Source organism: Neisseria sp. DTU_2021_1001991_1_SI_NGA_ILE_055 (genome assembly GCF_032342915.1).
Taxonomy (GTDB): Bacteria; Pseudomonadota; Gammaproteobacteria; order Burkholderiales; family Neisseriaceae; genus Neisseria.
Genome location: NZ_CP135440.1, coordinates 2,029,441 through 2,051,471 on the forward strand (window position 1 = coordinate 2,029,441; position 22,031 = coordinate 2,051,471).

22 protein-coding genes are annotated in these 22,031 nt (G+C 54.1%); 9 read left to right on the plus strand and 13 right to left on the minus strand.

Annotation, left to right across the window (positions count from 1 at the left end):
- Positions 1-31 precede the first annotated feature (31 nt).
- The 3 genes from RRV97_RS09470 to RRV97_RS09480 form a co-directional block, all read right to left on the minus strand.
- Positions 32-751, minus strand: coding sequence for a septal ring lytic transglycosylase RlpA family protein (locus RRV97_RS09470; RefSeq protein WP_315611381.1), 720 nt, complete (start codon positions 749-751; stop codon positions 32-34).
- A 48-nt stretch (positions 752-799) separates the two neighbouring features.
- Positions 800-1,264, minus strand: coding sequence for a tRNA (uridine(34)/cytosine(34)/5-carboxymethylaminomethyluridine(34)-2'-O)-methyltransferase TrmL (trmL, locus tag RRV97_RS09475; protein ID WP_036492475.1), 465 nt, complete (start codon positions 1,262-1,264; stop codon positions 800-802).
- A gap of 64 nt (positions 1,265-1,328) precedes the next feature.
- Entirely contained in the window at positions 1,329-2,045 is a 717-nt protein-coding gene (locus tag RRV97_RS09480; protein ID WP_315611382.1) for a ComF family protein, read from the minus strand.
- Between RRV97_RS09480 and bioH the strand changes: the two genes are divergently transcribed.
- Together bioH and RRV97_RS09490 are read left to right on the plus strand one after the other, a co-directional pair.
- The gene (gene bioH / locus RRV97_RS09485) at positions 2,044-2,790 is read left to right on the plus strand and encodes a pimeloyl-ACP methyl ester esterase BioH (RefSeq protein WP_222570629.1); all 747 of its coding nucleotides are present in this window, start codon (positions 2,044-2,046) and stop codon (positions 2,788-2,790) included. The two genes, RRV97_RS09480 and bioH, sit on opposite strands and share 2 nt — an antisense overlap.
- A gap of 60 nt (positions 2,791-2,850) precedes the next feature.
- Positions 2,851-3,657, plus strand: coding sequence for a methyltransferase (locus RRV97_RS09490; RefSeq protein ID WP_314513172.1), 807 nt, complete (start codon positions 2,851-2,853; stop codon positions 3,655-3,657).
- A 66-nt stretch (positions 3,658-3,723) separates the two neighbouring features.
- Here the strand turns inward: RRV97_RS09490 and RRV97_RS09495 are convergent, their stop codons facing one another.
- From RRV97_RS09495 to RRV97_RS09505, 3 genes are all read right to left on the minus strand, one after another.
- A complete protein-coding gene (locus RRV97_RS09495; RefSeq protein WP_003686612.1) occupies positions 3,724-3,972 on the minus strand; it encodes a BolA family protein in 249 nt (82 codons plus the stop codon).
- 125 nt (positions 3,973-4,097) lie between these two features.
- Positions 4,098-4,427, minus strand: a complete 330-nt coding sequence (locus RRV97_RS09500; protein WP_094192864.1) for an FKBP-type peptidyl-prolyl cis-trans isomerase — start codon at positions 4,425-4,427, stop codon at positions 4,098-4,100.
- A 139-nt stretch (positions 4,428-4,566) separates the two neighbouring features.
- Positions 4,567-5,742 carry a cytochrome-c peroxidase gene (locus RRV97_RS09505; RefSeq protein ID WP_315611383.1) on the minus strand — a complete coding sequence of 392 codons (1,176 nt, stop codon included), beginning with the start codon at positions 5,740-5,742 and terminating at the stop codon, positions 4,567-4,569.
- 381 nt (positions 5,743-6,123) lie between these two features.
- Here RRV97_RS09505 and efeU point away from each other — a divergent pair, with 381 nt between their 5' ends.
- The 3 genes from efeU to efeB all read left to right on the plus strand — a co-directional run bounded on the left by efeU (position 6,124) and on the right by efeB (position 9,527).
- A complete protein-coding gene (efeU, locus tag RRV97_RS09510; RefSeq protein WP_049349150.1) occupies positions 6,124-6,948 on the plus strand; it encodes an iron uptake transporter permease EfeU in 825 nt (274 codons plus the stop codon).
- Between the two features lie 12 nt (positions 6,949-6,960).
- Complete coding sequence (efeO, locus tag RRV97_RS09515) at positions 6,961-8,127, plus strand: iron uptake system protein EfeO (RefSeq protein WP_315611384.1); 1,167 nt, start codon at positions 6,961-6,963, stop codon at positions 8,125-8,127.
- Positions 8,128-8,261: 134 nt separating this feature from the next.
- Entirely contained in the window at positions 8,262-9,527 is a 1,266-nt protein-coding gene (gene efeB, locus RRV97_RS09520) for an iron uptake transporter deferrochelatase/peroxidase subunit (protein WP_063068633.1), read from the plus strand.
- A gap of 78 nt (positions 9,528-9,605) precedes the next feature.
- Here the strand turns inward: efeB and RRV97_RS09525 are convergent, their stop codons facing one another.
- From RRV97_RS09525 to RRV97_RS09540, 4 genes are all read right to left on the minus strand, one after another.
- Positions 9,606-10,073: a CinA family protein gene (locus tag RRV97_RS09525; protein ID WP_036492498.1), complete on the minus strand. Its 468-nt coding sequence runs from the start codon at positions 10,071-10,073 to the stop codon at positions 9,606-9,608.
- 152 nt (positions 10,074-10,225) lie between these two features.
- Entirely contained in the window at positions 10,226-10,621 is a 396-nt protein-coding gene (locus RRV97_RS09530) for a DUF2628 domain-containing protein (RefSeq protein ID WP_410505889.1), read from the minus strand.
- Positions 10,622-10,749: 128 nt separating this feature from the next.
- The gene (locus RRV97_RS09535; protein ID WP_315611386.1) at positions 10,750-12,048 is read right to left on the minus strand and encodes a pitrilysin family protein; all 1,299 of its coding nucleotides are present in this window, start codon (positions 12,046-12,048) and stop codon (positions 10,750-10,752) included.
- A gap of 58 nt (positions 12,049-12,106) precedes the next feature.
- Complete coding sequence (locus RRV97_RS09540; RefSeq protein WP_315611387.1) at positions 12,107-13,456, minus strand: pitrilysin family protein; 1,350 nt, start codon at positions 13,454-13,456, stop codon at positions 12,107-12,109.
- 194 nt (positions 13,457-13,650) lie between these two features.
- Between RRV97_RS09540 and RRV97_RS09545 the strand changes: the two genes are divergently transcribed.
- Complete coding sequence (locus tag RRV97_RS09545) at positions 13,651-14,829, plus strand: phosphoglycerate kinase (RefSeq protein WP_036493913.1); 1,179 nt, start codon at positions 13,651-13,653, stop codon at positions 14,827-14,829.
- A 95-nt stretch (positions 14,830-14,924) separates the two neighbouring features.
- Here RRV97_RS09545 and yccS read toward each other — a convergent pair whose 3' ends face one another.
- From yccS to RRV97_RS09560, 3 genes are all read right to left on the minus strand, one after another.
- On the minus strand, positions 14,925-17,066 hold the full coding sequence (gene yccS, locus RRV97_RS09550; protein WP_315611388.1) for a YccS family putative transporter: 2,142 nt from the start codon (positions 17,064-17,066) through the stop codon (positions 14,925-14,927).
- Positions 17,067-17,229: 163 nt separating this feature from the next.
- Positions 17,230-18,459 carry a PilT/PilU family type 4a pilus ATPase gene (locus RRV97_RS09555; protein ID WP_070646398.1) on the minus strand — a complete coding sequence of 410 codons (1,230 nt, stop codon included), beginning with the start codon at positions 18,457-18,459 and terminating at the stop codon, positions 17,230-17,232.
- An 86-nt stretch (positions 18,460-18,545) separates the two neighbouring features.
- Positions 18,546-19,592: a type IV pilus twitching motility protein PilT gene (locus tag RRV97_RS09560; RefSeq protein WP_070822537.1), complete on the minus strand. Its 1,047-nt coding sequence runs from the start codon at positions 19,590-19,592 to the stop codon at positions 18,546-18,548.
- Between the two features lie 117 nt (positions 19,593-19,709).
- On the opposite strand from RRV97_RS09560, the gene RRV97_RS09565 reads away from it, so the two are divergent.
- The 3 genes from RRV97_RS09565 to RRV97_RS09575 all read left to right on the plus strand — a co-directional run bounded on the left by RRV97_RS09565 (position 19,710) and on the right by RRV97_RS09575 (position 21,842).
- On the plus strand, positions 19,710-20,408 hold the full coding sequence (locus RRV97_RS09565) for a YggS family pyridoxal phosphate-dependent enzyme (RefSeq protein ID WP_295701159.1): 699 nt from the start codon (positions 19,710-19,712) through the stop codon (positions 20,406-20,408).
- 76 nt (positions 20,409-20,484) lie between these two features.
- Positions 20,485-21,282, plus strand: a complete 798-nt coding sequence (proC, locus tag RRV97_RS09570; RefSeq protein WP_315611389.1) for a pyrroline-5-carboxylate reductase — start codon at positions 20,485-20,487, stop codon at positions 21,280-21,282.
- 2 nt (positions 21,283-21,284) lie between these two features.
- Complete coding sequence (locus RRV97_RS09575; RefSeq protein WP_315611390.1) at positions 21,285-21,842, plus strand: YggT family protein; 558 nt, start codon at positions 21,285-21,287, stop codon at positions 21,840-21,842.
- Positions 21,843-22,031: the final 189 nt, after the last annotated feature.

The window sequence follows — 22,031 nt, forward strand, 5'->3', positions numbered from 1 at the left end:
GTATCAAACTTCAGCGCTAACGCGGACGAAATCAGATGGCGGACACCAGATTCAGATGACGGGCGCGTTCGCCTGCTTCGGCGGCACGTTCTTGGCTGCTGAACGGACCCATTTTGACAACGTATTCGTAGTTGCGTTTTTCCAGCATGACTTTGCTGTCTGACGGCAGGCTTTGTGCGGCTTGGTTCAGATAAGCCTGTGCTTCGCGTTGGGTACCGAAGGATTTCAAATCAACAAAAAATTCTTTGTTGTTTGGGGAAATAATGGTTTGAGCGGCGGTTTGGCCGGGGATGATCTGCTCAACTTTGACGTTGGCCGTGCCTTGGTTGATGAAACCCAATTGTTGGGCGGCGGCTTTGGAAACATCGATGACGCGGTTGCCGTGGAAAGGGCCGCGGTCGTTGACACGGACGATGACGCTTTTGCCGTTTTGCATATTGGTCACGCGTGCGTAGCTGGGAATAGGGAGGGTTTTGTGGGCGGCGGAGAGGGCGTTCATATTGTAACGCTCGCCGCTGGAAGTTTTACGGCCGTGGAATTGGTTACCGTACCATGAGGCTTTGCCGGTTTGGCTGAAAGAGGAAACTTGGGTCAGCGGCGTGTAGCGTTTGCCGGCAACTTTGTAACTGCGGTTGGCAGAAGGATGCAGTTTTTCGACTCGGACCACGCTGTCGGCAACGGCGGCATTGATGGAAAGGACGCCGATGGTAGCGGCGGCTAAGGAAAGGAGGGTTTTTTTGGTAAAAGTCAAAACGGGTTCCGTTCTTGAGTTGATAACGCAGCGGTTTCAGACGGCCTGCTATACGCCGCCGGCAAAACCGTTTTGTCGCCATGCTTCAAACAGAATAACGGCGACAGTATTGGAAAGATTCATGCTCCTGCTGCCGGGCATCATCGGCAGGCGGATTTTTTGTCCGGCAGGCAGGCTGTCGAGAATTTCGGCAGGCAGGCCGCGTGTTTCGGGACCAAACAGCAACACGTCGCCTTCGCGGAAGGAAACTTCGTCGGGGCGGGTAGAGCCTTTGGTGGTCAGCGCGAAAATGCGGCGGCCTTCGAGTGCCTTGAGGCAGTCTTCGAAATTCTCATGTACCGTCAGTTTGGCAAACTCGTGATAATCCAAACCCGCGCGTTTCATTTTGGACGAATCCAGCGGGAAACCAAGCGGCTTAACCAAGTGCAAATCGGCACCGGTATTGGCGCACAGGCGGATGATATTACCCGTATTGGGCGGGATTTCGGGTTGGTACAAAACTATGGTAAACATATAAATCAATCACTTATAGAGTGGCATAATGCCGAAATGTTCCATGGGTGTCAAAAACTTTAAGCTATTTTTTCATTGGCGGCCGCGCTAAAGACCAACAACAAATCCGGCCTGCGCCTGATTTTTTCAGCGTTTTTGCCAATTCGTCCAAAGTCGAGCCGGTGGTAAAGACATCGTCAATTAACAGAATATTACACGCCTTCGGCAATTCGGCTTTGATTTTAAATGCATTCTTGATATTTCGCCGACGTTCGTTGCTTTTCAGCGTACTTTGCGGCTCGCCATGCCGTCTGAAAACCGCGTGGCGCGGCAGCAGCGTCCAGCCGTAACGTTTCGCCAAAATATCCGTCAACGCCTCGCTTTGGTTGAATCCGCGCTTGAGCCGCCGCTCTTTGCTCAAAGGCATGGGCAGGACGAAATCGAAGTGTTCCGTCGCCAGCCAGTCCGGTGCGTTTTGGCTCATCAAATCCGCCAACGGACGGCTCATGCCCAAGTCGGCCAAGTGTTTCAGCTCGCGTATCATGCTGCTGACGGGCGGTTCGTAATACAGCGAGGCCCACATTCTATCAAATGCGGGCGGCTTTTTCTGACAACTGCCGCACACCGCCCCGCCCGCGACATGGCGGAAACACAAAGGACAGCTTTGTGCCGCGTCGATAAAATATTCCGTCAAATCGTTTGCGCAGCCTCGGCAAAGGCCGTCTGAAACGGAATCGTGGCATAATACGCAACGTCGCGCATTGAGCCGTTTCAAATTGCGCCACCAAGAAAGAACATTCATGCCACACTCCGCCAAAAAAGTTTATCTGATACACGGTTGGGCGGCGAACCGCCATGTATTCGACGATTTGATACCGCGCCTGCCTGCCGGTTGGGACGTCCGCGCGCTTGATTTGCCCGGACACGGCGATGCGCCTTTTGCCGAACCGTTTGATATTGCCGCCGTTGCCGAAGCCTTCGCCGGACAAATCGACACGCCGGCACACATTCTCGGCTGGTCGCTGGGCGGACTGGTTGCCCTGTATCTGACCGCGCTTTATCCCGACAAAATCCAATCGCTCTGCCTGACGGCAAGTTTTGCCCGATTGACTGCCGACACGGATTATCCCGAAGGCTTGGCACAACCTGCCTTGGGCAAGATGGTCGGCGCATTCCAGCAGGATTATGCCAAACATATTAAACAGTTTCTACAACTGCAACTGCTGCACACGCCCCATTCCGGCGAAATCTTAAACCGGGTGCTGCCCGATTTGGCGCGCTGCGGCACGCCTTCCGCCTTACAGGCCGCGCTTGAAGCGGTCAACCATGCCGATGCGCGTCCGCTGTTGCCGCTGATTCAAACGCCGTCATTGCTGGTGTTTGGACAGAAAGACGCCATTACGCCGCCGCGCATGGGCGAATATTTACACCGCCATTTGAGCAACAGCGAGCTGGTCCTTATCGACAAAGCCGCACACGCGCCCTTTTTAAGCCATGCCGACGAATTTGCCGAAACCTACCGTAATTTTGTTGAAAAGGCCGTCTGAAACAAACATCAACCATAAAAACAGAATATTGTCGGGCAAAGCCCGCTGACACGACCCACCATGACCGAACAAGACAAACGCTGGCAAATTCACCGCCATCTCGCCCAAGACACCGACGAGCGCCTGCAGCTGGTCCGCAATGCACCCAAACGCATCATGCTGATTGGTGCCGATGCCGACATCAGCCGCAGCCTGCTGGCCGCGCGTTATCCCGACGCCGTGTTTGAAGAATACGATCCGAATGCCGACTTTTTGAAAACCGCAGCGGCCGCGCGCAAAGGCGGTTTCTGGCAGAAGCTGACCGGCAAAACCATTCCGCAACATTGCCAAGCCCTGACCGCGCCGCTGCCTGAAGCAGCCGCCGATATGTTGTGGGCCAACCTCAGCCTCAGCCGCGCCGACGATATTTTGCCGGTATTGAAAAACTGGGCCGCTGCCTTGAAAACCGACGGATTATTGTTTTTCACGCACTTTGGCCGCGACAGCCTGACCGAGCTGACAGGCCGTCTGAACCATGAAGGCATCGAATGCGAAGCGCCCACGCTGATTGATATGCACGACTTGGGCGATATGCTCGCCGACAACGGCTTTTACGATCCGGTAACCGACACGGCCAAGCTTGAGTTGAGCTATAAAAAAGCCGGGACGTTTTGGCAGGACATGGAAACTTTGGGATTGTGGAATGCGTTGAAGTTCAGCAATCCGCAAGCGGCCAAGGAAGCTGTGGATAAGATTTTTGCCAACGAAGGCCGTCTGAACATCACGCTTGAAACCGTGTACGGCCATGCCGTGAAGAAATTGGTGTTGCCGCAAGGAGAGAACGTGGTGCAGTTTTTCCCGAAAAAACAGATGCAGGCCGGAAGCTGAGGCTGCTTGGGTTTGAATGCAAAAAGGCCGTCTGAAGTTTCAGACGGCCTTTTGTTTGATTCCGAATTAAGCCTGTTTGGCCGCCCATTCGGCCGGCGTGGCGGCAACGGAAATCGACAGCGCGTGCAATTCGTTGCTTTCGAGTTGCGGCTTGAGGCCGTCTTTAATCAGGCGGTGGCGGGCGAGGCGGGCTTTGCCTTCAAAGGAAGAGGAAACGATTACGGCGAAGAAGTGATGGCCGTCGCCTTCGACTTCGACGTGTTCGCAAGGGGTAACGCCTTCAATCAGGGTTTTGACTTGTTCGGGTAAAAGCATGAGGGTTCCTTGGGAAATGGTTTGTTTGTAAAACAGGCATTATACCGAATCTTGATAAAAACAGGCCGTCTGAAAAACCAAACTTCGGGTCTCAGACGGCCTCGGCCTTTGGGAGCGTCAAATGCTTATTCGTACACTTTCAGCAGCTCGACTTCAAAAATCAAAGTCGCGTGCGGAGGAATCACGCCGCCGGCACCGTGTGCGCCGTAGCCCATTTCGGAAGGAATGGTCAGCTTGCGTTTGCCGCCTTCTTTCATGCCGCCGAAGCCTTCGTCCCAACCTTTAATCACTTGGCCGACGCCCAGGGTGATGGTCAGCGGTTGACGGCGGTCAAGGCTGGAGTCGAATTTGGTGCCGTCTTCCAGCCAGCCGGTGTAATGTACGGTGATTTCTTTGCCTTTGACGGCTTCTTTGCCGTGGCCTTCTTGCAAGTCTTCAATAATCAGGCTCATGATGTTCCTTTCGGATGTATGGTGAAAATCGGCTCAAGATTACCATATTGTGCGCAATCGTGAAACAAAGCCGCCCATATGGCCGGCAGCAAAAAGGCCGTCTGAAACGGATTTTCAGACGGCCTTTGTTTTATGCTAACCCTTATTTGTTGTCAGGTTGGGATTTGACATCGTGGGAGATGGGCAGCTCAGGCATGGTTCGGGCAGACTCCGGAACATTGCCGGAGAGGGCTTTCAAGAAGGCAACGATGTTTTCAGTGTCTTCCGGAGCCAGGGTTTTACCCAATTGCGCTTTCGCCATGATGTTGACGGCTTTATCCAGTTCCCAAACGCTGCCGTTGTGGAAGTATGGGTAGGTACGTTCGACGTTTCTCAAGCCGGGAACGCGGAAGAAGAATTCGTCTTCGGCTTTTTTGGTTACGTCCGCACGGCCTTTGTCGTGTTTAGGATCGTCGATGTGTTTCCAGTAAGGACCGTCCACCAAACCGAATTTTTGGAACATGGTACCGCCCAAGTTGACGCCGCTGTGGCAGGACATACAGCCGTTGTCCATAAATGCGCGTACGCCTTTGCGTTCTTGTTCGCTCAGGGCCGATACGTTGCCTTTGAGGTAGTCGTCCCAACGGGTCGGGGTCAGCAGGGTGCGTTCAAACGCGCCCAATGCGGCGGTGATGTTTTTGAAGGAAACCGCGCCGTCTTCAGGGAATGCGGCTTTGAATTTCTCTTGGTATTCGGGAATACCGGCGATTTTGGCGGCGGCATCGGCTTCGGTCGCGTTGGCCATTTCAACCGGGTTGAGCAATGGGCCGCCGGCTTGTTCTTCCACATCGGCGGCACGGCCGTCCCAGAATTGGCTGCCCAACAAGGCGGCATTCAGGGCAGTTGGGGAGTTACGGGCGCCGAATTGGCTTTTGTGGCCCGCGCTGGTCGGCATGTTGTCTACGCCGGCCGTTGCCAAGTTGTGGCAAGAGTTACAGCTGACGGTATTGCCTTTGGACAGGCGGGTTTCGTACCAAAGTTGTTGGCCGAGTTTGACCTGCTCTTCGGTAAACGGACGGATTTTTTGCATTTCGGCCGCATCAGGCAGAGGTTTGAACACGGCTTGCGCGCGTTCCAACAGGGCTTTGTCTTCGGCAGAAACATCGGCGGAATTTTGAGGGGCTGAAACGGCGGCGGTGCTTGCGGCAGCATCGGCAGCGCTCGCGGCAGAAGCCGCTTGAGGGGTTTCGGTTGTTTGAGCCGTTTTCTCGCCGCAGGCGGTCAGCGCGGCAGAAACGGCCAAAGCCAAAGCGATTTGGTGGAGTTTTAAACGTGGCATAGGAGGGTTCCTTTGTTATGCGTTTGTTATGTAATGGATTGCTGATTGCACCAGCAATATACCAACTATAAAAGATAAGGCGGTTTTAATTTTTGTTGTAAATCAACCTTTTAAATTTGATAAATTTTGAAAATATCACTGATAGGGAAATTTATACTATGGAACTTTTTTATTATTTATTTACAATTAGTTACTGTTTTTAAGGCCGTCTGAAAAAATAAAATTCAGATGGCCTTTTAATTTTTATTGATTACGTCCGTTATTTTCTTTTAAAAAATCTTAAGAAATATGGGGTTATTAAAAAATGAAAATAATTTGCGTTATTAAATATAAAGCGTTATAAATGCGTTAATAAATGAACGTTTCACTTTAGAGTTTTTTATGCTGATTGCTTTATTGATTATGCTGCGCGAGGGCATCGAAGCCGCCCTGATCGTCGGTATTGTTGCCAGTTTTTTGAAACAGTCGGGACACAGCGAGCTGATGCCGAAGGTTTGGCTGGGCGTGTTTTTGGCTTCGGTCATGTGTTTGGGTATCGGTTACGGCATCCATTCGGCAACGGGCGAGATTCCGCAGAAGGAACAGGAATTGGTGGTCGGCGTCATCGGCCTGGTGGCCGTGGCCATGCTGACGTACATGATTTTGTGGATGAAAAAGGCCGCGCGTTCGATGAAACAGCATCTGCAGGATTCTGTTCAGACGGCCTTGAACCGCGGCAGCGGCCAGGGATGGGCCTTGGTCGGCATGGCGTTTTTGGCCGTGGCGCGCGAAGGTTTGGAGAGTGTGTTTTTCCTGCTGGCCGTGTTCCAGCAAAGCCCGACGTGGTCTATGCCGATAGGCGCAGTGTTGGGACTGTTGGCGGCGGTTGTCATCGGTACGCTGATTTATCAGGGCGGTATGCGCCTGAACTTGGCGAAGTTTTTCCGTTGGACGGGCGCGTTTCTGATTGTGGTGGCGGCCGGTCTGTTGGCCGGTTCGTTTCGCGCGCTGCATGAGGCCGGCGTATGGAATGTGATGCAGGACATTGCTTTCGACACATCGAAATATTTGCATGAAGACAGCCCTTTAGGCGTGCTGCTCGGCGGTTTCTTCGGCTATACCGACCACCCGACCGAAGGCGAAGTCCTGATTTGGCTGCTGTATCTGGTTCCCGTCATGATTTGGTTTTTGCGCGGCAGCGCGCCGGCAAAAACGTTAACTAAATAAAAAGGAATGAAAATGAAAAAATTCAATCTGACTGCTTTGTCCGTAATGTTGGCTCTGGGTTTGACCGCGTGTCAGCCGCCTGAAGCCGAAAAAGCCGCGCCTGCCGCTTCAGGCGCATCCGCTGCCGCCAATGCCGACGGTTCGGTCAATATCGGTGTGAACGATATTGCCTGCGAACCGATGGAATTGACCGTCCCCAGCGGCCAAGTCGTGTTTAACATCAAAAACGACAGCGGCCGCAAGCTGGAATGGGAAATCCTCAAAGGCGTGATGGTGGTGGACGAGCGTGAAAACATCGCCCCGGGTTTATCCGACAAAATGACCGTTACCCTGCTGCCGGGCGAATACGAAATGACTTGCGGTCTGTTGACCAATCCGCGCGGTAAGCTGATTGTTACCGACAGCGGCTTCAAAGACACGGCCAACGAAGCCGATTTGGAAAAACTGGCACAACCTCTGGCCGACTATAAAGCTTATGTTCAGGCAGAAGCCAAAGAGTTGGTCGCTAAAACCAAAGCCTTTACCGAAGCCGTCAAAGCCGGCGACATCGAAAAAGCCAAATCCCTGTTTGCCGCCACCCGCACCCACTACGAACGCATCGAGCCGATTGCCGAACTCTTTAACGAACTCGACCCCGCCATCGACGCGCGTGAAGACGATTTCAAAGACGGCGCAAACGACGCGGCCTTTACCGGCTTCCACCGCATCGAACACGCCCTGTGGGTGAAAAAAGACGTATCCGGCGTGAAAGAGACTGCCGACAAGCTGATGAAAGACGTTGAATCCCTGCAAAAAGAAATCGACGCCCTTTCCTTCCCGCCAAGCAAAGTGGTTGGCGGCGCGGCTGTTTTGATCGAAGAAGTGGCCGGCAGCAAAATCAGCGGCGAAGAAGACCGTTACAGCCATACCGACCTGAGCGACTTCCAAGCGAATATAGACGGCTCCAAAAAAATCGTTGATTTGTTCCGTCCGCTGATTGAAGCCAAAGACAAAGCGCTGTTGGAAAAAACCGATGCCAACTTCAAACAGGTTGAAGACATTTTGGCGAAATACAAAAAACAAGACGGCTTCGAGTTGTACGACAAACTGAGCGAAGAAGACCGCAAAGCCCTGCAAGCGCCGATTAATGCTTTGGCAGAAGACTTGGCCAAACTGCGCGGCATTTTGGGTTTGAAATAAGATAACGCGTTTTCAGACGGCCTTTGGATATTGAAAGGCCGTCTGAATCTTATTGCCGCCCACACAAATATGCTTGAAAACCGACCTTACTTCACACGATTGCAATCTTTCCGTTCCCTGCCAAGGAGCAGACCATGAGCCAAAACAAACAACCGGCACAACCCGAAAAACGAACCCTTTTCAAAACTGCCCTTGCCGCCGGCGCCATCGGCGTTGCCGGTTATTTTGCCGGCAAAAAACAAGGCGAAGCCGCCGCCGAGACCCAAAACAACCAACATTCCGAGCTGGCCTATCCGTGTTACGGCGAGCATCAGGCAGGCATCGTTACGCCACACCAGCTCTTCGGCATCATGTGTGCCTTTGATGTTACCGCCAAAGACGCCAAACAACTTGAAAACCTGTTCCGCGCCCTGACCGCCCGCATCGAATTCCTCACCCAAGGCGGCGAATACCAAGACGGCGACGACAAGCTCCCGCCTGCGGGCAGCGGCATCCTCGGCAAACAATTCCGCCCCGACGGACTGACAGTTACCGTCGGCGTCGGCAGCAGCCTTTTTGACGACCGCTTCGGCCTCAAAGACAAAAAGCCGAAACACCTGCAGGAAATGCGCGACTTCCCCAACGACAAACTCCAAAAATCTTGGTGCGACGGCGACCTCAGCCTGCAAATTTGCGCATTCTCCCCCGAAACCTGCCAAGCCGCCCTGCGTGACATCATCAAAAATACCGCCCAGTTTGCCGTCATCCGTTGGAGCATAGACGGTTGGCTGCCTAAAGCCGAACCTGGTGCCATTGCCGCGCGCAACCTTTTAGGTTTCCGCGACGGCTCCGGCAATCCTAAAGTCGAAGATCCCAAAGTCGCCGATCAAGTCCTCTGGACGGGCGTTGCCGCCAACAGCTTGGACGAACCGGCATGGACGAAAAACGGCAGCTATCAGGCCGTCCGCCTCATCCGCCACTTTGTCGAGTTTTGGGACCGCACCCCGATGCAGGAACAAACCGATATTTTCGGTCGGCGCAAATACAGCGGCGCGCCCATGGACGGTAAAAAAGAGGGCGATACCGCCGATTTCGCCAAAGACCCCGACGGCAAAATCACACCCAAAGACAGCCATATGCGCCTTGCCAATCCGCGCGATCCTGAGTTCATGAAAAAACACCTGCTCTACCGCCGCGCCTTCAACTACTCGCGCGGCCTCGCCGCCAACGGCCAGCTCGATGTCGGCTTGGTGTTTATCTGCTATCAGGCCAACTTGGCCGACGGCTTCATCTTCGTGCAAAACCTGCTCAACGGCGAGCCGCTGGAGGAATACATCAGCCCGTTTGGCGGCGGCTATTTCTTCGTCCTGCCGGGTGTCGAAAAAGGCAGCTTCCTCGGCAAAGAGCTTTTGGGCGTATAAATCCGCCGATGGTTTGAATAGATAAAAAGGCCGTCTGAAACCTGATTTCCAGATTTCAGACGGCCTGAGTTTTTGCTATCAAACCAAATGTTCCGCCAAGAAAGCCAATGCGTATTCGACGGCTTGCGCCCTTACTGCTTCGCGATCGCCCGTGAATAGCGCGGTTTGCTCAAACGAGCCTTCGGGCGTGGCTAGGCCGAACCAGACTGTGCCGACCGGTTTGGCCGCGCTGCCGCCGCCGGGGCCGGCGATGCCGGAAATACTCAAGGCGTAATCTGCCTGCGCGACGGCTTTTGCGCCGCGTGCCATTTCATAGACGGTCTCGCGGCTGACTGCGCCGTGTTTCAGCAAGGTGTCGGGCATGACGCCGAGGCGGTCTTGTTTGGCTTGGTTGCTGTATGTGACGAAGCTTTGGTGAAACCACTGCGAGCTGCCGGGAACGGAGGTCAGCGCACCTGCAAGCAGGCCGCCGGTGCAGGACTCGGCGCAGGTAACGGTTTGGCGGCGGCTGGTCAGGTGTTCGGCGATGGTTTGCAGATGGGACATGGCGGCTCCTTAATAGAAAAGGGTAAAACCGGGCAGGCGCTTGGCCCGCCGGATTTCAGAAAGGTTTGAGATGTAAAGAGTTTTGCAAAGGCTCAGGCCGTCTGAAACCTATTTCAAGGTTTCAGACGGCCTTTATGTTTTAAGAACCTGATTTATTTTTTGTATTCGGAAATATATTGTGCGACAGCAGCTTGAGGATTTTGAGCAAAGATAACTTTGGCATCCTCTTGATATTGATAGCCGCGGTTTATCAAATTTTTTTCACGTAGTTTGTTACCGTATGCACCCATTAGGATTTTAATGGTAATACCAATAAGAAATAGAAAGGGGAGAAAGATTGCGAAGGCGGGGTTCATACTTACCAGTTTTTCAGCTCCAAAATTAAAAAAACTTAAAATTATAGATAGAATAATAAGGATGATACCCACCCCCCACATTTTCTTCACACATGCCCAGATACCTTCAAAGAAAAATGCAGGCCAAGACCAGCCTTGTTTGACCGCTTCATATTGGCCTATTGAATCTTTAAATATCTTATATACTTTCATGAAAACCCCTTTTATGATTAATATTTGAAAAGTAAGAAATTGTATCATAGTGCATAAGTAATCTGAATAATTGTCAAACAACAGGCCATCTGAAAAATCTTTCAGACGGCCTGTTGTTTTAAAGCGTTTTATTCTGCGCCGACAACGACGGTGTTGAGGTCTTTGAATTTGACGCGGCGTTGCCATGCGTCGCGGACTTGTTCGACGGTCAGGCTGTTGATGGCTTTGGGGTAGGCTTCCAAGTAGTCGTTGGGCAGGTCGTAGAGGCCGATCAGGCTCAGGTAGTTGAGCAGTTTGTCGTTGGAGTCGTAGCGCAGGGGGAAGCTGCCGACGATGTTGGCTTTGGCCTGTTTCAGTTCGGCTTCGGTCGGGCCTTCGGCGATAAACTGTTCGATGACGGCTTGGGTATCGGCCAGTGAGGCTTTGGTGTTTTTCTTTTGGGTGGAGTAGGAAACGGCAAACGTGCCTTCTTCTGTCGCCGGGGCAAGGCTGCTGTATACGCCGTAGGTGTAGCCGTGTTGGTCGCGCAAAACTTTCATGAGGCGGCTGTCGAAACCGCCGCCGCCGAGGATGTAGTTGCCGGCAACGAGGGCGTAGTAGTCGGGGTCGTGGCGTTTGATGAGGGAGGTGCCGAGCAGGACTTGTGCTTGTGTGCCGGCAAAGGGGATGTCACGGCGTTGGGCGGTTTGTTTGGAAACGGGCGGGATGGCGTGGGTTGCAGTGGCTTTGGCCGGCAGGTCTTTGAGGACGCGTTCGACCAGTTGCTCTGCCTGTTTGCGGTTGAGGTCGCCGACGATGGCGACGATGGCGTTGTCTTTGCCGTAGTGGGTGCGGTGGAAGGCGCGGATGTCGTCCAGACTAACTCGTTTGAGGCTGTCAACGGTTATGTTTGCGCCGCTGCCGTAGGGGTGGTTCGGGTAGATGAGTTTGGTCAGTTCGCGCGTGGCGGTGTAGTCGGGGGTGGTTTCTTGTTGTTGCAAGCCGGTAATGGATTGGGTTTGACGGCGGCGGAAAACGGCTTCGTCAAAGCGCGGACGGGTTAGCGAGTGGTTGAGCAAGTTGGCGGCTTTGTCGCGGATGTCGGCTTTGCTGAGGCTGCGGAAGCCTGCGGACGCGCTCTCGGCATTGCTGTCGCTGCTGATTTGTGCGCCGATGTTGTCGGCTTCGGCATTGAAGGCTTCTTCGTCCAGCTCTTGGGTGCCGTCGGTCAGGAGGGCGGCGGTAAATTCGGCAACTTGGCTTTTGCCGTCCGGATTGGCGACGCTGCCTGCGCCCTTGAAGCTGACTTCAAGGTCGATGATGGGGTTTTCGTGGCGTTCGACAAGGAGGATTTGGGTGCCGTCGCGGTTGCGCCAGCGTTGGATGTCGGTGGCGGCTTGGACGCTTAAGGGCTGGAGGAGGGCAAGGGCGAGCAGGGTGGGTTTCATGTTGTGGCTTTCTGTTAGGGCCGTCTGAAAGGGTATGGGCTTTCAGACGGCCTGATGTTTATCGGCGTTTGGCAGCTTTTTTGCTTGGCGCGGCGGCAGGTTTTTGCGGCTCGATGATGACGGTACTCATGCGCTCGTCGGTCAACATCCGGGCGGCGGCCTGTACTTCTTGCGCGCTGACTGCCTGTAGGCGGCGGTGGATTTCTTGTTCGTCGGTATATTGGAAACCGCGCGCTTCGAGGCGGCCCATCATGGAGGCTTGGGAAGACATGGAGTCTTTGGCGTAGATTTCGTTGACCGTTGCCTGGGTTTTGACGCGTTGCAATTCTTCTTCGGAAACGCCGTTGTCGGCAATGTCTTTGATTTCTTGGCGCAGCTGGGCAATCAGAGTATCGGTTTTCACGCCTTCGGCAGGCATGGCTATTACGCTGAACAGCGGCATTTCGCGGCTGATGATGTCGTAATGCGTTCCTGCGCTCAATGCGGTTTGCTTGCCGCGCACGAGGTTTTTGTCAAAACGGCTGGACGCGTTGCCTGCCAAAATATCGGAGAGGATGTCGAGGGCGAAAGGCATCGTGTCATCGAGTTTTTGGAGTTTCGGCACACGGAAGTTGATGGCAATCAGCGGCTGGTGTGTGACCGGAGAAGTGGCTTTGACTGTAACAGGCTTGCGCAAATAGGGTTCGGTATTCAGTTTGTTGCGCGGCGGCTGGGCTTTGGCGGGAATATCGCCGAAGAGTTTGGCGGCCGTCTGAAGCGTTTGTTTGGCATCGACATCGCCGACAATGACCAATACGGCATTGTTGGGCGCGTAATATTGTTTGTACCACGCGCGCAAGTCGTCGGCTTTGAGGGTGTGCAAATCTTTCATGTAGCCGATGACGGAGGCGCGCATAGACGGTTGGGTAAAGGCGGCAAGATAGGCTTGCTCCCACATTTTGCCGTCGGCGGTGTCTTCCGTGCGTTGGCGGCGTTCTTCGCGGATGACGTTCATCTCGTTGAGGAATTCTTTGTCGCTGAAGTTGAGGTTGTGCATGCGGTCGGCTTCGAGCTTCAGAATTTCGGGCAGGTTGGCGGCGGCGACGTTTTCGTAATACACCGTTTCATTTCGGTTGGTGTAGGCGTTGTTTTGCCCGCCCAGCTCGGACACGCGGCGGTTGAACTCGCCGGAGGGAACATCTTTCGTGCCTTTAAACATCATGTGTTCCAAAGCGTGGCTCAGGCCGCTTTTGCCCGGTTTTTCATCCACGCTGCCGATTTTGTACCAAATCTGCGAAACGGCCACTGGCGCGCGGTGGTCTTCTTTGACGATGATTTTCAGACCGTTGGGCAGGGTTTCAGAAAGCGTCTGCGCCCATGAAGCGGCAGGCAGTGCGAAGGCAAGCATTAAAGCAATTCGGCGTAACATGGTTCAATCCGTAAAATGAAAATCAATCGCCAAAGTATAGCGGAAAATTTGCAAAGATTGGCCGAATGTTTCAGACGGCCCGGGCCTTATCTGCTGATTCACATCAAGCACGGCCGTTGCCAATCTTTACCGTCGCGCCTCATTCGCGGATAATCCCAAACATTCCCGTTCCCAACCATCACAAAGGAATCATCATGGCATTTTTGAAACTGACCGAACAAAATGTTCAAGGCAAAACCGTTCTGATCCGCGCCGATATGAACGTACCGTTTAAAGACGGCAACATCAGCGACGACACCCGTATCCGTGCTTCGCTCGCATCCATCAAATACTGCTTGGACAACGGCGCGTCTGTGATCGTGATGACCCACCTCGGCCGTCCGACCGAAGGCGAATTCCATCCTGAAGACGATGTAGCGCCTGTTGCCGCGCATTTGGGCAAACTGTTGGGCAAAGACGTGAAAGTATTGAACGACTGGCGTGAAAACAAACCGACTTTGAACGCCGGTGATGTCGTGATGTTGCAAAACGTGCGCATCAACAAAGGCGAGAAGAAAAACGACTTGGAGCTGGGCAAAGCCTACGCTTCTTTGTGCGACGTATTCGTTAACGACGCATTCGGTACCGCCCACCGCGCCCAAGCTTCGACTGAAGCCGTTGCCCAAGCCGCACCGGTTGCCTGCGCCGGCGTGTTGATGGCGGGCGAACTCGACGCTTTGGGCAAAGCCCTGAAACAACCGGCTCATCCGATGGTTGCCATCGTTGCCGGCAGCAAAGTGTCCACCAAGCTGACCATCCTTGAATCTTTGGCCGACAAAGTCGACCAACTCATCGTTGGCGGCGGCATTGCCAATACCTTCCTGTTGGCAGAAGGCAAAGCCATCGGCAAATCTTTGGCCGAACACGATTTGGTGGAAGAATCCAAAAAAATCATGGCGAAAATGGCGGCCAAAGGCGGCTCTGTTCCGCTGCCGACCGATGTCGTCGTTGCTAAAGCCTTTGCCGCCGATGCGGAAGCTGTGGTGAAAGACATTGCCGACGTTGCTGAAGACGACATGATTTTGGACATCGGCCCGAAATCCGCCGCTGCTTTGGCTGAGCTGCTCAAAGCCGCAGGCACTGTCGTATGGAACGGCCCGGTCGGCGTGTTTGAGTTTGACCAATTTGCCGGCGGTACCAAAGTATTGGCCGAAGCGATTGCCCAAAGCGATGCGTTCTCGATTGCCGGCGGCGGCGACACTCTGGCGGCGATTGCCAAATTCGGCGTAACCGACCAAATCAGCTACATTTCCACCGGCGGCGGCGCGTTCCTCGAATTCTTGGAAGGCAAAGAGTTGCCTGCCGTAGCCGCTTTGGAAAAACGCGGCGCATAATCGGTTTTAATCTCGATGGCTGAATAAAGGCCGTCTGAAATCTGGAAATCAGGTTTCAGACGGCCTTATTTATTTTGTTGAAATGTGTTATCGGTTTAGGCGGTTTGCGTATCCGACTGTCTGTGCAATGCCTGATAACACGGTGCAAGCTGGCGGATGATAAGGTCGAGCTGGTGTTTGAGGATTTGGTTTTGTTGGGACTGCTCTTTGTCGGTCTGCTCCAAATCGGCAAACTCCTGTCGGATGGCTTCGATGCTTGCATCGAAGGTGGCCGGTTCGGTCTGCGGCATTTGTTTGAGGAGTTCGGCGATGTGGTGGGTCAGGCGGGCATATGGGGCGAAGGTATCGCTGCCGTCGTGATGAACCTGGTCGCGGTATGCGCCGAGGGCGGAAATGTGGCCGGTCAGCGCATAGCTGGTTTTGAGCAGGGTAAAACCGTCTTGCAGGCGGTCTTGGTATTTTTTCGGGTTGCTGCTCATGTCGGATAAGGTGCTGCTGAGGGCGGCGGTGCTTTCGTGGGCTTGGCGGCGGGTGAGGCGGTAGTCGACATCGTCGCGGCTGCCGTTTTGCAGCTGGTCGAGGATGGCGTCGAGATAGCGGCCGTTGGCAGTGATGGTCTGGGCGGCGGTGTGGCTGAGGGTGAGGTAACGCCAATCGGGCCAGAGGTAGGTGGCGGCGGCCCATGCGATAACGGAACCGACGATGGTGTCGATGATGCGGATGGGCATGGCGTGGTACACGTCCAAACCGGCAAGCGAGAGACTGGTCAGGGCTTGGATGGTGATGAAGAAGGTAGAGAAGCTGTATTTGTAGCTTCGGGTCATGAAAAACAGGGTGGTGCTAGCGATGACAATCCAAAGCTTGGTTTCAACGGACGGGGTGAAGTAGGGGACGAGCGAACCGACAATCACGCCGAGAATTGTACCGGCGATACGTTGGTACACGCGGCTTTTGGTGGCGGTGTAGTTGGGCTGGCAGACGAAGAGGGCGGTCAGCAGAATCCAGTAGCCGAGGTTGAGATGGAGGATTTCGACGATGATGCAGGCCGCGGCCACGACGATGGAAAGGCGGGTGGCATGACGGAAGACGCCGGATTCGAAATTGAGCTGGCTGAGGACGGTTTCGCCGATGTTGCGGAACTTGGTGTTTTCAAGGGCGGCGATGCGGGTGTCGGTGTTGTCGCTTTCGGCAAGGGACGCATCGTTTTGCAGTTGCCGCAGTTGGTAATCGACGCTGCTGAGGTTGTCGAGCAGGCGGCGGATATTGTGGAGGTTGGCATTGTCGGCGTGGGTTTCGGCAAAATGGCCGAGGGATTGGCGGCAGCCTTCCATGGCGCGGCCGAGGCGTTTGCTGTATGTGTAGGGTTTGTTGTTGCGCAGGGTGGCGGCAATGTTGCGGCACGCCTGACCCTGCATTTCGAGCAGGCGGCGGATGCGGAAGATGAGGTCGGTGTTTTTGAGCTGCTCGGCCATTTCGCTGTAATCGACGTGGGCGGAGCTGATGCGTTCGTGCATGTCTTGCGCGCTGAGGTAGTAGCGCAGCATTTTGGCGGTGCGCGGATGGCGGTGTTGGCCGCGTAATCGGTAGAAAAGTGCGGCACGGCATTGGTTGAAGGCGGTAATCACGCCGGTGTTGCTCATGGCCAGGTCGATTTGGCGGTTGCCCAACCATGCGGCTTCGTCGGGGTCGAAAAAGTCGGCTTTGGCATCGAAGTAGTTGCTGAGTGCATCGTAGGCGTTGGCAACGGTTTCTTGGACGGGGCGGTGGGGCAGGATGATTTGGAAGATCAGGGTGCTGACGCTGTATAGGACTGTGCCCAGCAGAATCATGACGGGATTGGTCAGCCAGTAGCTTTCGGGGGTGTAGGTCAGCGTGGTGTAGGTGGCGACGGCGAGCGCACCGAAAGCGATGGTGCGGTATTTGAGGCCGACGGTGCCGAGGATGGTGAAGCCGAAAGTCATCAGGGTCATGGCCAAGATGAAGGGAACGCCTGTGCCGATGGTGCTTTGGGCAAGCAGTGAGGAGAGGGTAAACAGGGTGACGGTGATAACGATGTTTATCAGACGGCCTGTGAGGCGGTTGTCCAAATCGACCAAACCGCCGGCAATAATGCCGAGTACGAAGGGCATGGCGAGTTTGGGGGTGTTAAAGTGCCAAACGAGTGTGGCGGCGATGAATACGCTGGCGAAGACGGGTAGGGAGGCAATGATCAGAGGTTTGAGCGGCGGGGTGTTCATGGTTGGGTTGTTTTATTTGTTATGAGATGAATGATTGGATTTTAACAGGATTTTCAGTCGGTTTCAGAATGCTTTAAATGAGATAAGGCCGTCTGAACGGATACGGCGAAATACTTGATTTCGTTTCCGCATCTGTTCAGACGGCCTTGTTTGGCCTGCGTCATCAGGTCATCAGGTTGAGGTCGCTGATGCGGTCGTAGAGACGCTCGGTATTGTTGCCCTCGTCGTGCATTTGAATGCGCAGGCGCAAATCGTTGGCGGAAAACGCTTGGCGCAGGGCTTCGCTGAGTTCGATTTGGCCTTGTGCATAGAGGTTGAAGAGGTTTTGGTCGAACGTCTGCATGCCGTTGCTGCCGGAGCGTGCCATCAGGTCGCGGATTTCCAGCAATTCGCCTTTGAAAATCAAGTCCTGCATGGCCGGAGTGTTGAGCAGGAGGTCTGTAACGGCCGTGCGTTGGCGGTTTTTCTTGACGACGAGGCGTTGGCCGATGATGCCGACGAGGTTTAACGCCAAATCCATCAAAACCTGTTGGCGGCGGTCTTCCGGATAGAAGTTAATGATGCGCTCGATGGTTTGGGAGGCTGTGCTGGCGTGGATGGTGAAAACGCACAGATGGCCGGTTTGAGCCAGTTGGAGGGCGTATTCCATGCTTTCTTCGCTACGGACTTCGCCGATACAGACGACGTCGGGTGCTTGACGCATGGCACTTTGAACGGCGGTTTTCCAGTTGTCGGTATCGATGCCGATTTCGCGCTGGGTAAAGATGCTTCGGCAAGGTTTGTAGATAAACTCGATGGGGTCTTCGATGGTAACGATATGGCCGGGCAGCTTTTGGTTGCGGTAGTTGAGCATGGAGGCCATGGTGGTGGATTTGCCCGAACCGGTCGGGCCGGCGAGGATCAGCAGGCCGCGTGGTGCAAGAGCGAGCTCTTGGAGTTTTTCGGGCAAACCGAGGGTCTTCATTTCGGGAATGTCTTGGCTGACGCGGCGCAATACCATGCCGACGCGGCCTTGCTCGTGGTAGGCGTTGACGCGGTAGCGCGTGTTGCTGCGCGATTGGACGGAATAGTTGATTTCCCAGTCGCGGTTGAAGGCTTCGAGCTGGTCGGGGTTCATGGTGGATTCGGCGATGGCGGCGGTGTCCGCGCCGGTCAGTGCTTTGTGGGGCATGGGCGTGAGGGTGCCGCCGACTTTGATGGCAGGGGGAAAGCCTGCGCTGATGAAGATGTCGGAAGCGTTGCGTTTTTCAGCCTCTTCACACATGCGGTCGAGCAGGGGGTGAAGATGCGTGCCGATTTCGGCCGGTGTGGGGATGTGCGGTGCTTGGTTTTTTTGTGAGTAGGCTTGCACCATTTCGCTTAACAGGTCGTGCAGAGGGGCGAGGTCGCTCATGATGATTCTCTTTAAAACGGGTATTCGGTCAGGCTCAAAGGCCGTCTAAAAACGGGATGATGGGGTTCAGACGGCCTGAGTATAGTTTAGAAAATAGAGAGGTTTTCGATGTTTTGCGCTTTGCTGCGTGCCATCTCGGGGCTGATGGTGCCTTGGCGGACAAGGGTTTGCAGGGCTTGATCGAGGGTTTGCATACCGTGGGCCTGACCGGTTTGGAGGGCGGCGTTGATTTGGGCGATTTTGTTTTCGCGGATGAGGTTGCGCACGGCCGGTGTGGAAATCAGGATTTCGTGCGCGGCGACGCGGCCGTTGCCGTCGCGGGTTTTCAGCAGGGTTTGGGAAATGATGGCGCGCAAGGACTCGGACAACATGGAGCGCACGATTTCTTTTTCGCCGGCTGGGAATACGTCGACAATACGGTCGATGGTTTTGGCGGCGCCGGTCGTGTGCAGCGTGCCGAAAACCAAGTGGCCGGTTTCGGCGGCGGTCAGGGCGAGGGAGATGGTTTCAGGGTCGCGCATCTCGCCGATCAAAATCACGTCGGGGTCTTCGCGCAGGGCGGAACGCAGGGCGTTGGTGAAACTGTGGGTGTGCTGATGCAGCTCGCGTTGGTTGATGAGCGCCTTTTTGCTTTGGTGGACGAACTCAATCGGGTCTTCGATGGTCAGAATGTGGGCCGGTTGGGTTTCGTTGATGTAGTTGACCATCGCCGCCAGCGTGGTGGATTTACCCGAACCGGTCGGGCCGGTTACCAAGACCAAACCGCGCGGATTTTCGGCAATTTTTTGGAAAATGCGCGGCGCACGCAATTCTTCCAGCGTCAGGACGGTACTCGGAATGGTACGGAATACGGCGGCCGGGCCGCGTTCGGTCATAAAGGCGTTGACGCGGAAACGGGCAACATTAGGCAGCTCAAATGAGAAATCGACTTCAAAATCTTGTTGATAGAGCTTGCGCTGGTGGTCGTTCATGACCGAGGTAATCATGGTACCGACTTCTTCCGAGCTCATCTCGGGCAGGTTGATGCGGCGGATGTCGCCGTGTACGCGTATCATAGGGGAAATGCCCGAACTCAAATGGAGGTCGGAGGCTTTGTTTTTCACGCCGAACGCGAGTAAGTCGGTAATCTGCATAATGTGGCCTTGTTTTGGTTTAGAATAATAAAATCGCTTTATTTTAAATAGATAAATCCGTTCGACCAAGTAAAATTTTCAAAATGCCGAGTGATGAACGGGTTAAAGGAGAAAACCATGTCGGTATTGCAACAAAACTATCGGGACGTATGCCGGGCGGTTGAACAGGCGGCTGAGGCTGCAGGGCGGCCTGCGGATGCGGTAAAGCTGGTGGCGGTCAGTAAGACATTTCCGGCAGACGATATCCGCGAAGTGTATGCGGCCGGTCAGCGCGATTTTGGCGAGAACTATATTCAGGAATGGTTTGAAAAAACGGAAACGCTGGCCGATTTGCCGGATATTGTTTGGCACGTTATCGGCGATGTGCAGTCTAATAAAACCAAATTTGTGGCCGAGCGCGCACATTGGGTGCATACGATAGGCCGTCTGAAAACGGCGCGGCGCTTGAGCGAACAAAGGCCGTCTGAAATGCCGCCGTTGCAGGTGTGCATTGAAGTGAACATTGCCGCGGAAGAGGCGAAACACGGCGTGGCGCCCGATGAAGCGGTCGGGCTGGCCCTTGAAGTGGCCAAGTTGCCGAATATTCAAGTGCGCGGATTGATGTGTGTGGCCAAGGCCGACAGCAGCGACGATGAGTTGCGCAGCCAGTTTCACATCATGCAACGGCTGTTGGCTGAGTTGAACGCGGCAGGCGTAGAAGCAGATGTTTTGTCTATGGGTATGTCCGGCGATATGCCAATCGCGGTAGAATGCGGCGCAACCCATGTCCGCATCGGCAGCGCGATTTTCGGCAAGCGGCATTATCCTCAAGCGTAAAATTAATGGCCGTCTGAACAGGGCAGACAGCAGTTTCAGACGGCCTGATCGATATCACAAAGGAGTGACATATATTATGAATATCTATTTTCTCGGCGGCGGCAATATGGCGACTGCCATTGCAGGCGGTTTGGTCAAACAAGACGGCTATCGTGTCCACATTGTCGAACGCGGCGCCGAAAGACGGGCGCAGCTGGTTCAAGAATTGGGCGTAGCCACTTCTGAAAACCTGCCCGAATTGAGCGCGGACGACGTCCTCATTCTCGCCGTCAAACCGCAAGACATGCAGGCAGCCTGTCAAAACATCCGTTTGAATGGCGCGCTGGTGTTGTCCGTAGCGGCCGGATTGTCCATCGATACCCTCAGCCATTATCTGGGCGGCACACGCCGTATCGTGCGCATCATGCCCAATACGCCGGCCAAAATCGGCCTGGGTGTATCCGGTATGTTTGCCGATGTAAGTGTTTCAGAAGCCGACCGCGCAGCCGCAGACGGCATCATGCGCTCTGTCGGCACAACCGTTTGGCTGAACGAGGAAGAGCAACTCCACAATATTACCGGCATCAGCGGCAGCGGCCCCGCTTATGTTTTCTATCTTTTGGGCGCGCTCCAAAATGCGGCTTTGGCACAAGGTTTCAACGAGCAAGACGCACGCGAACTGAGCCTCGCCACATTTAAAGGCGCAGTGGCTTTGGCCGAACAAACCGGCGAAGCATTCGCACAATTACAGCAAAACGTAACTTCTAAAGGCGGCACGACACACGAAGCCATCGAAACCTTCAAAGCCCGTCACGTTGCCGAGGCCATCGAACAGGGCGTGGAAGCCTGCGTCAAACGTTCGCAAGAAATGGCGCAACAATACAAGGCCGTCTGAACATGCGCGGCGACTTGCTCCTATTATTGGCAGACGCAATTGCCATCCTGTGTATCACACGCTTTTTGCTCCGATACGCAGGATTGGCGGCAGAACATCCCCTGCTCAAATTCAGCATACAGGCAACAGGCTGGCTGACCAAACCTTGGCAAAAAGCATTTCCAAGCGGCGAGAAAACCGATTGGTACTGCCTGCCCGCAGGTTTTCTGGTGTATTACCTTGCCTGTACCGCCATTATTTTCATCTCGCCGGCATTATCCATCAGCAATAAGCTGATTCTGGCAAACTTCTGGTTTGCCGCACTCCATATGCTGAAAGCCGCAGCCTATACATTACTTATCGCTCTGATTATCAGAATGGTGTCCAGTATACAGGACCGCTATTCGCCGTTGACCTATGCCATCGAACGAATCCTGCAGCCATTGCTCAAACCGTTTTCCCTGTTACGCGCAGGGCGATACGATTTTTCAGGCAGTTTGCTGGCACTCTTATTATGGTTGTGGCTGACACGATGGTTTCCCCAGCTTATCCAGCAAACGAATATATGGTTGCTCCAATAGGCCGTCTGAAAGCGCAGCAGGTATTAACGACCAAAAATACAACGTCCTAAAAAGCGCATTAATATATTTAGGCGTAAGGTAGTGCAAAAAAGTGCAAATCGAAATATAAAGAACAAATGAATAGGTAAAACATGATATGATTCGCCCAATTTCCAAAACGGAAATTCAAGAAAACCCAATAAAAGCAAA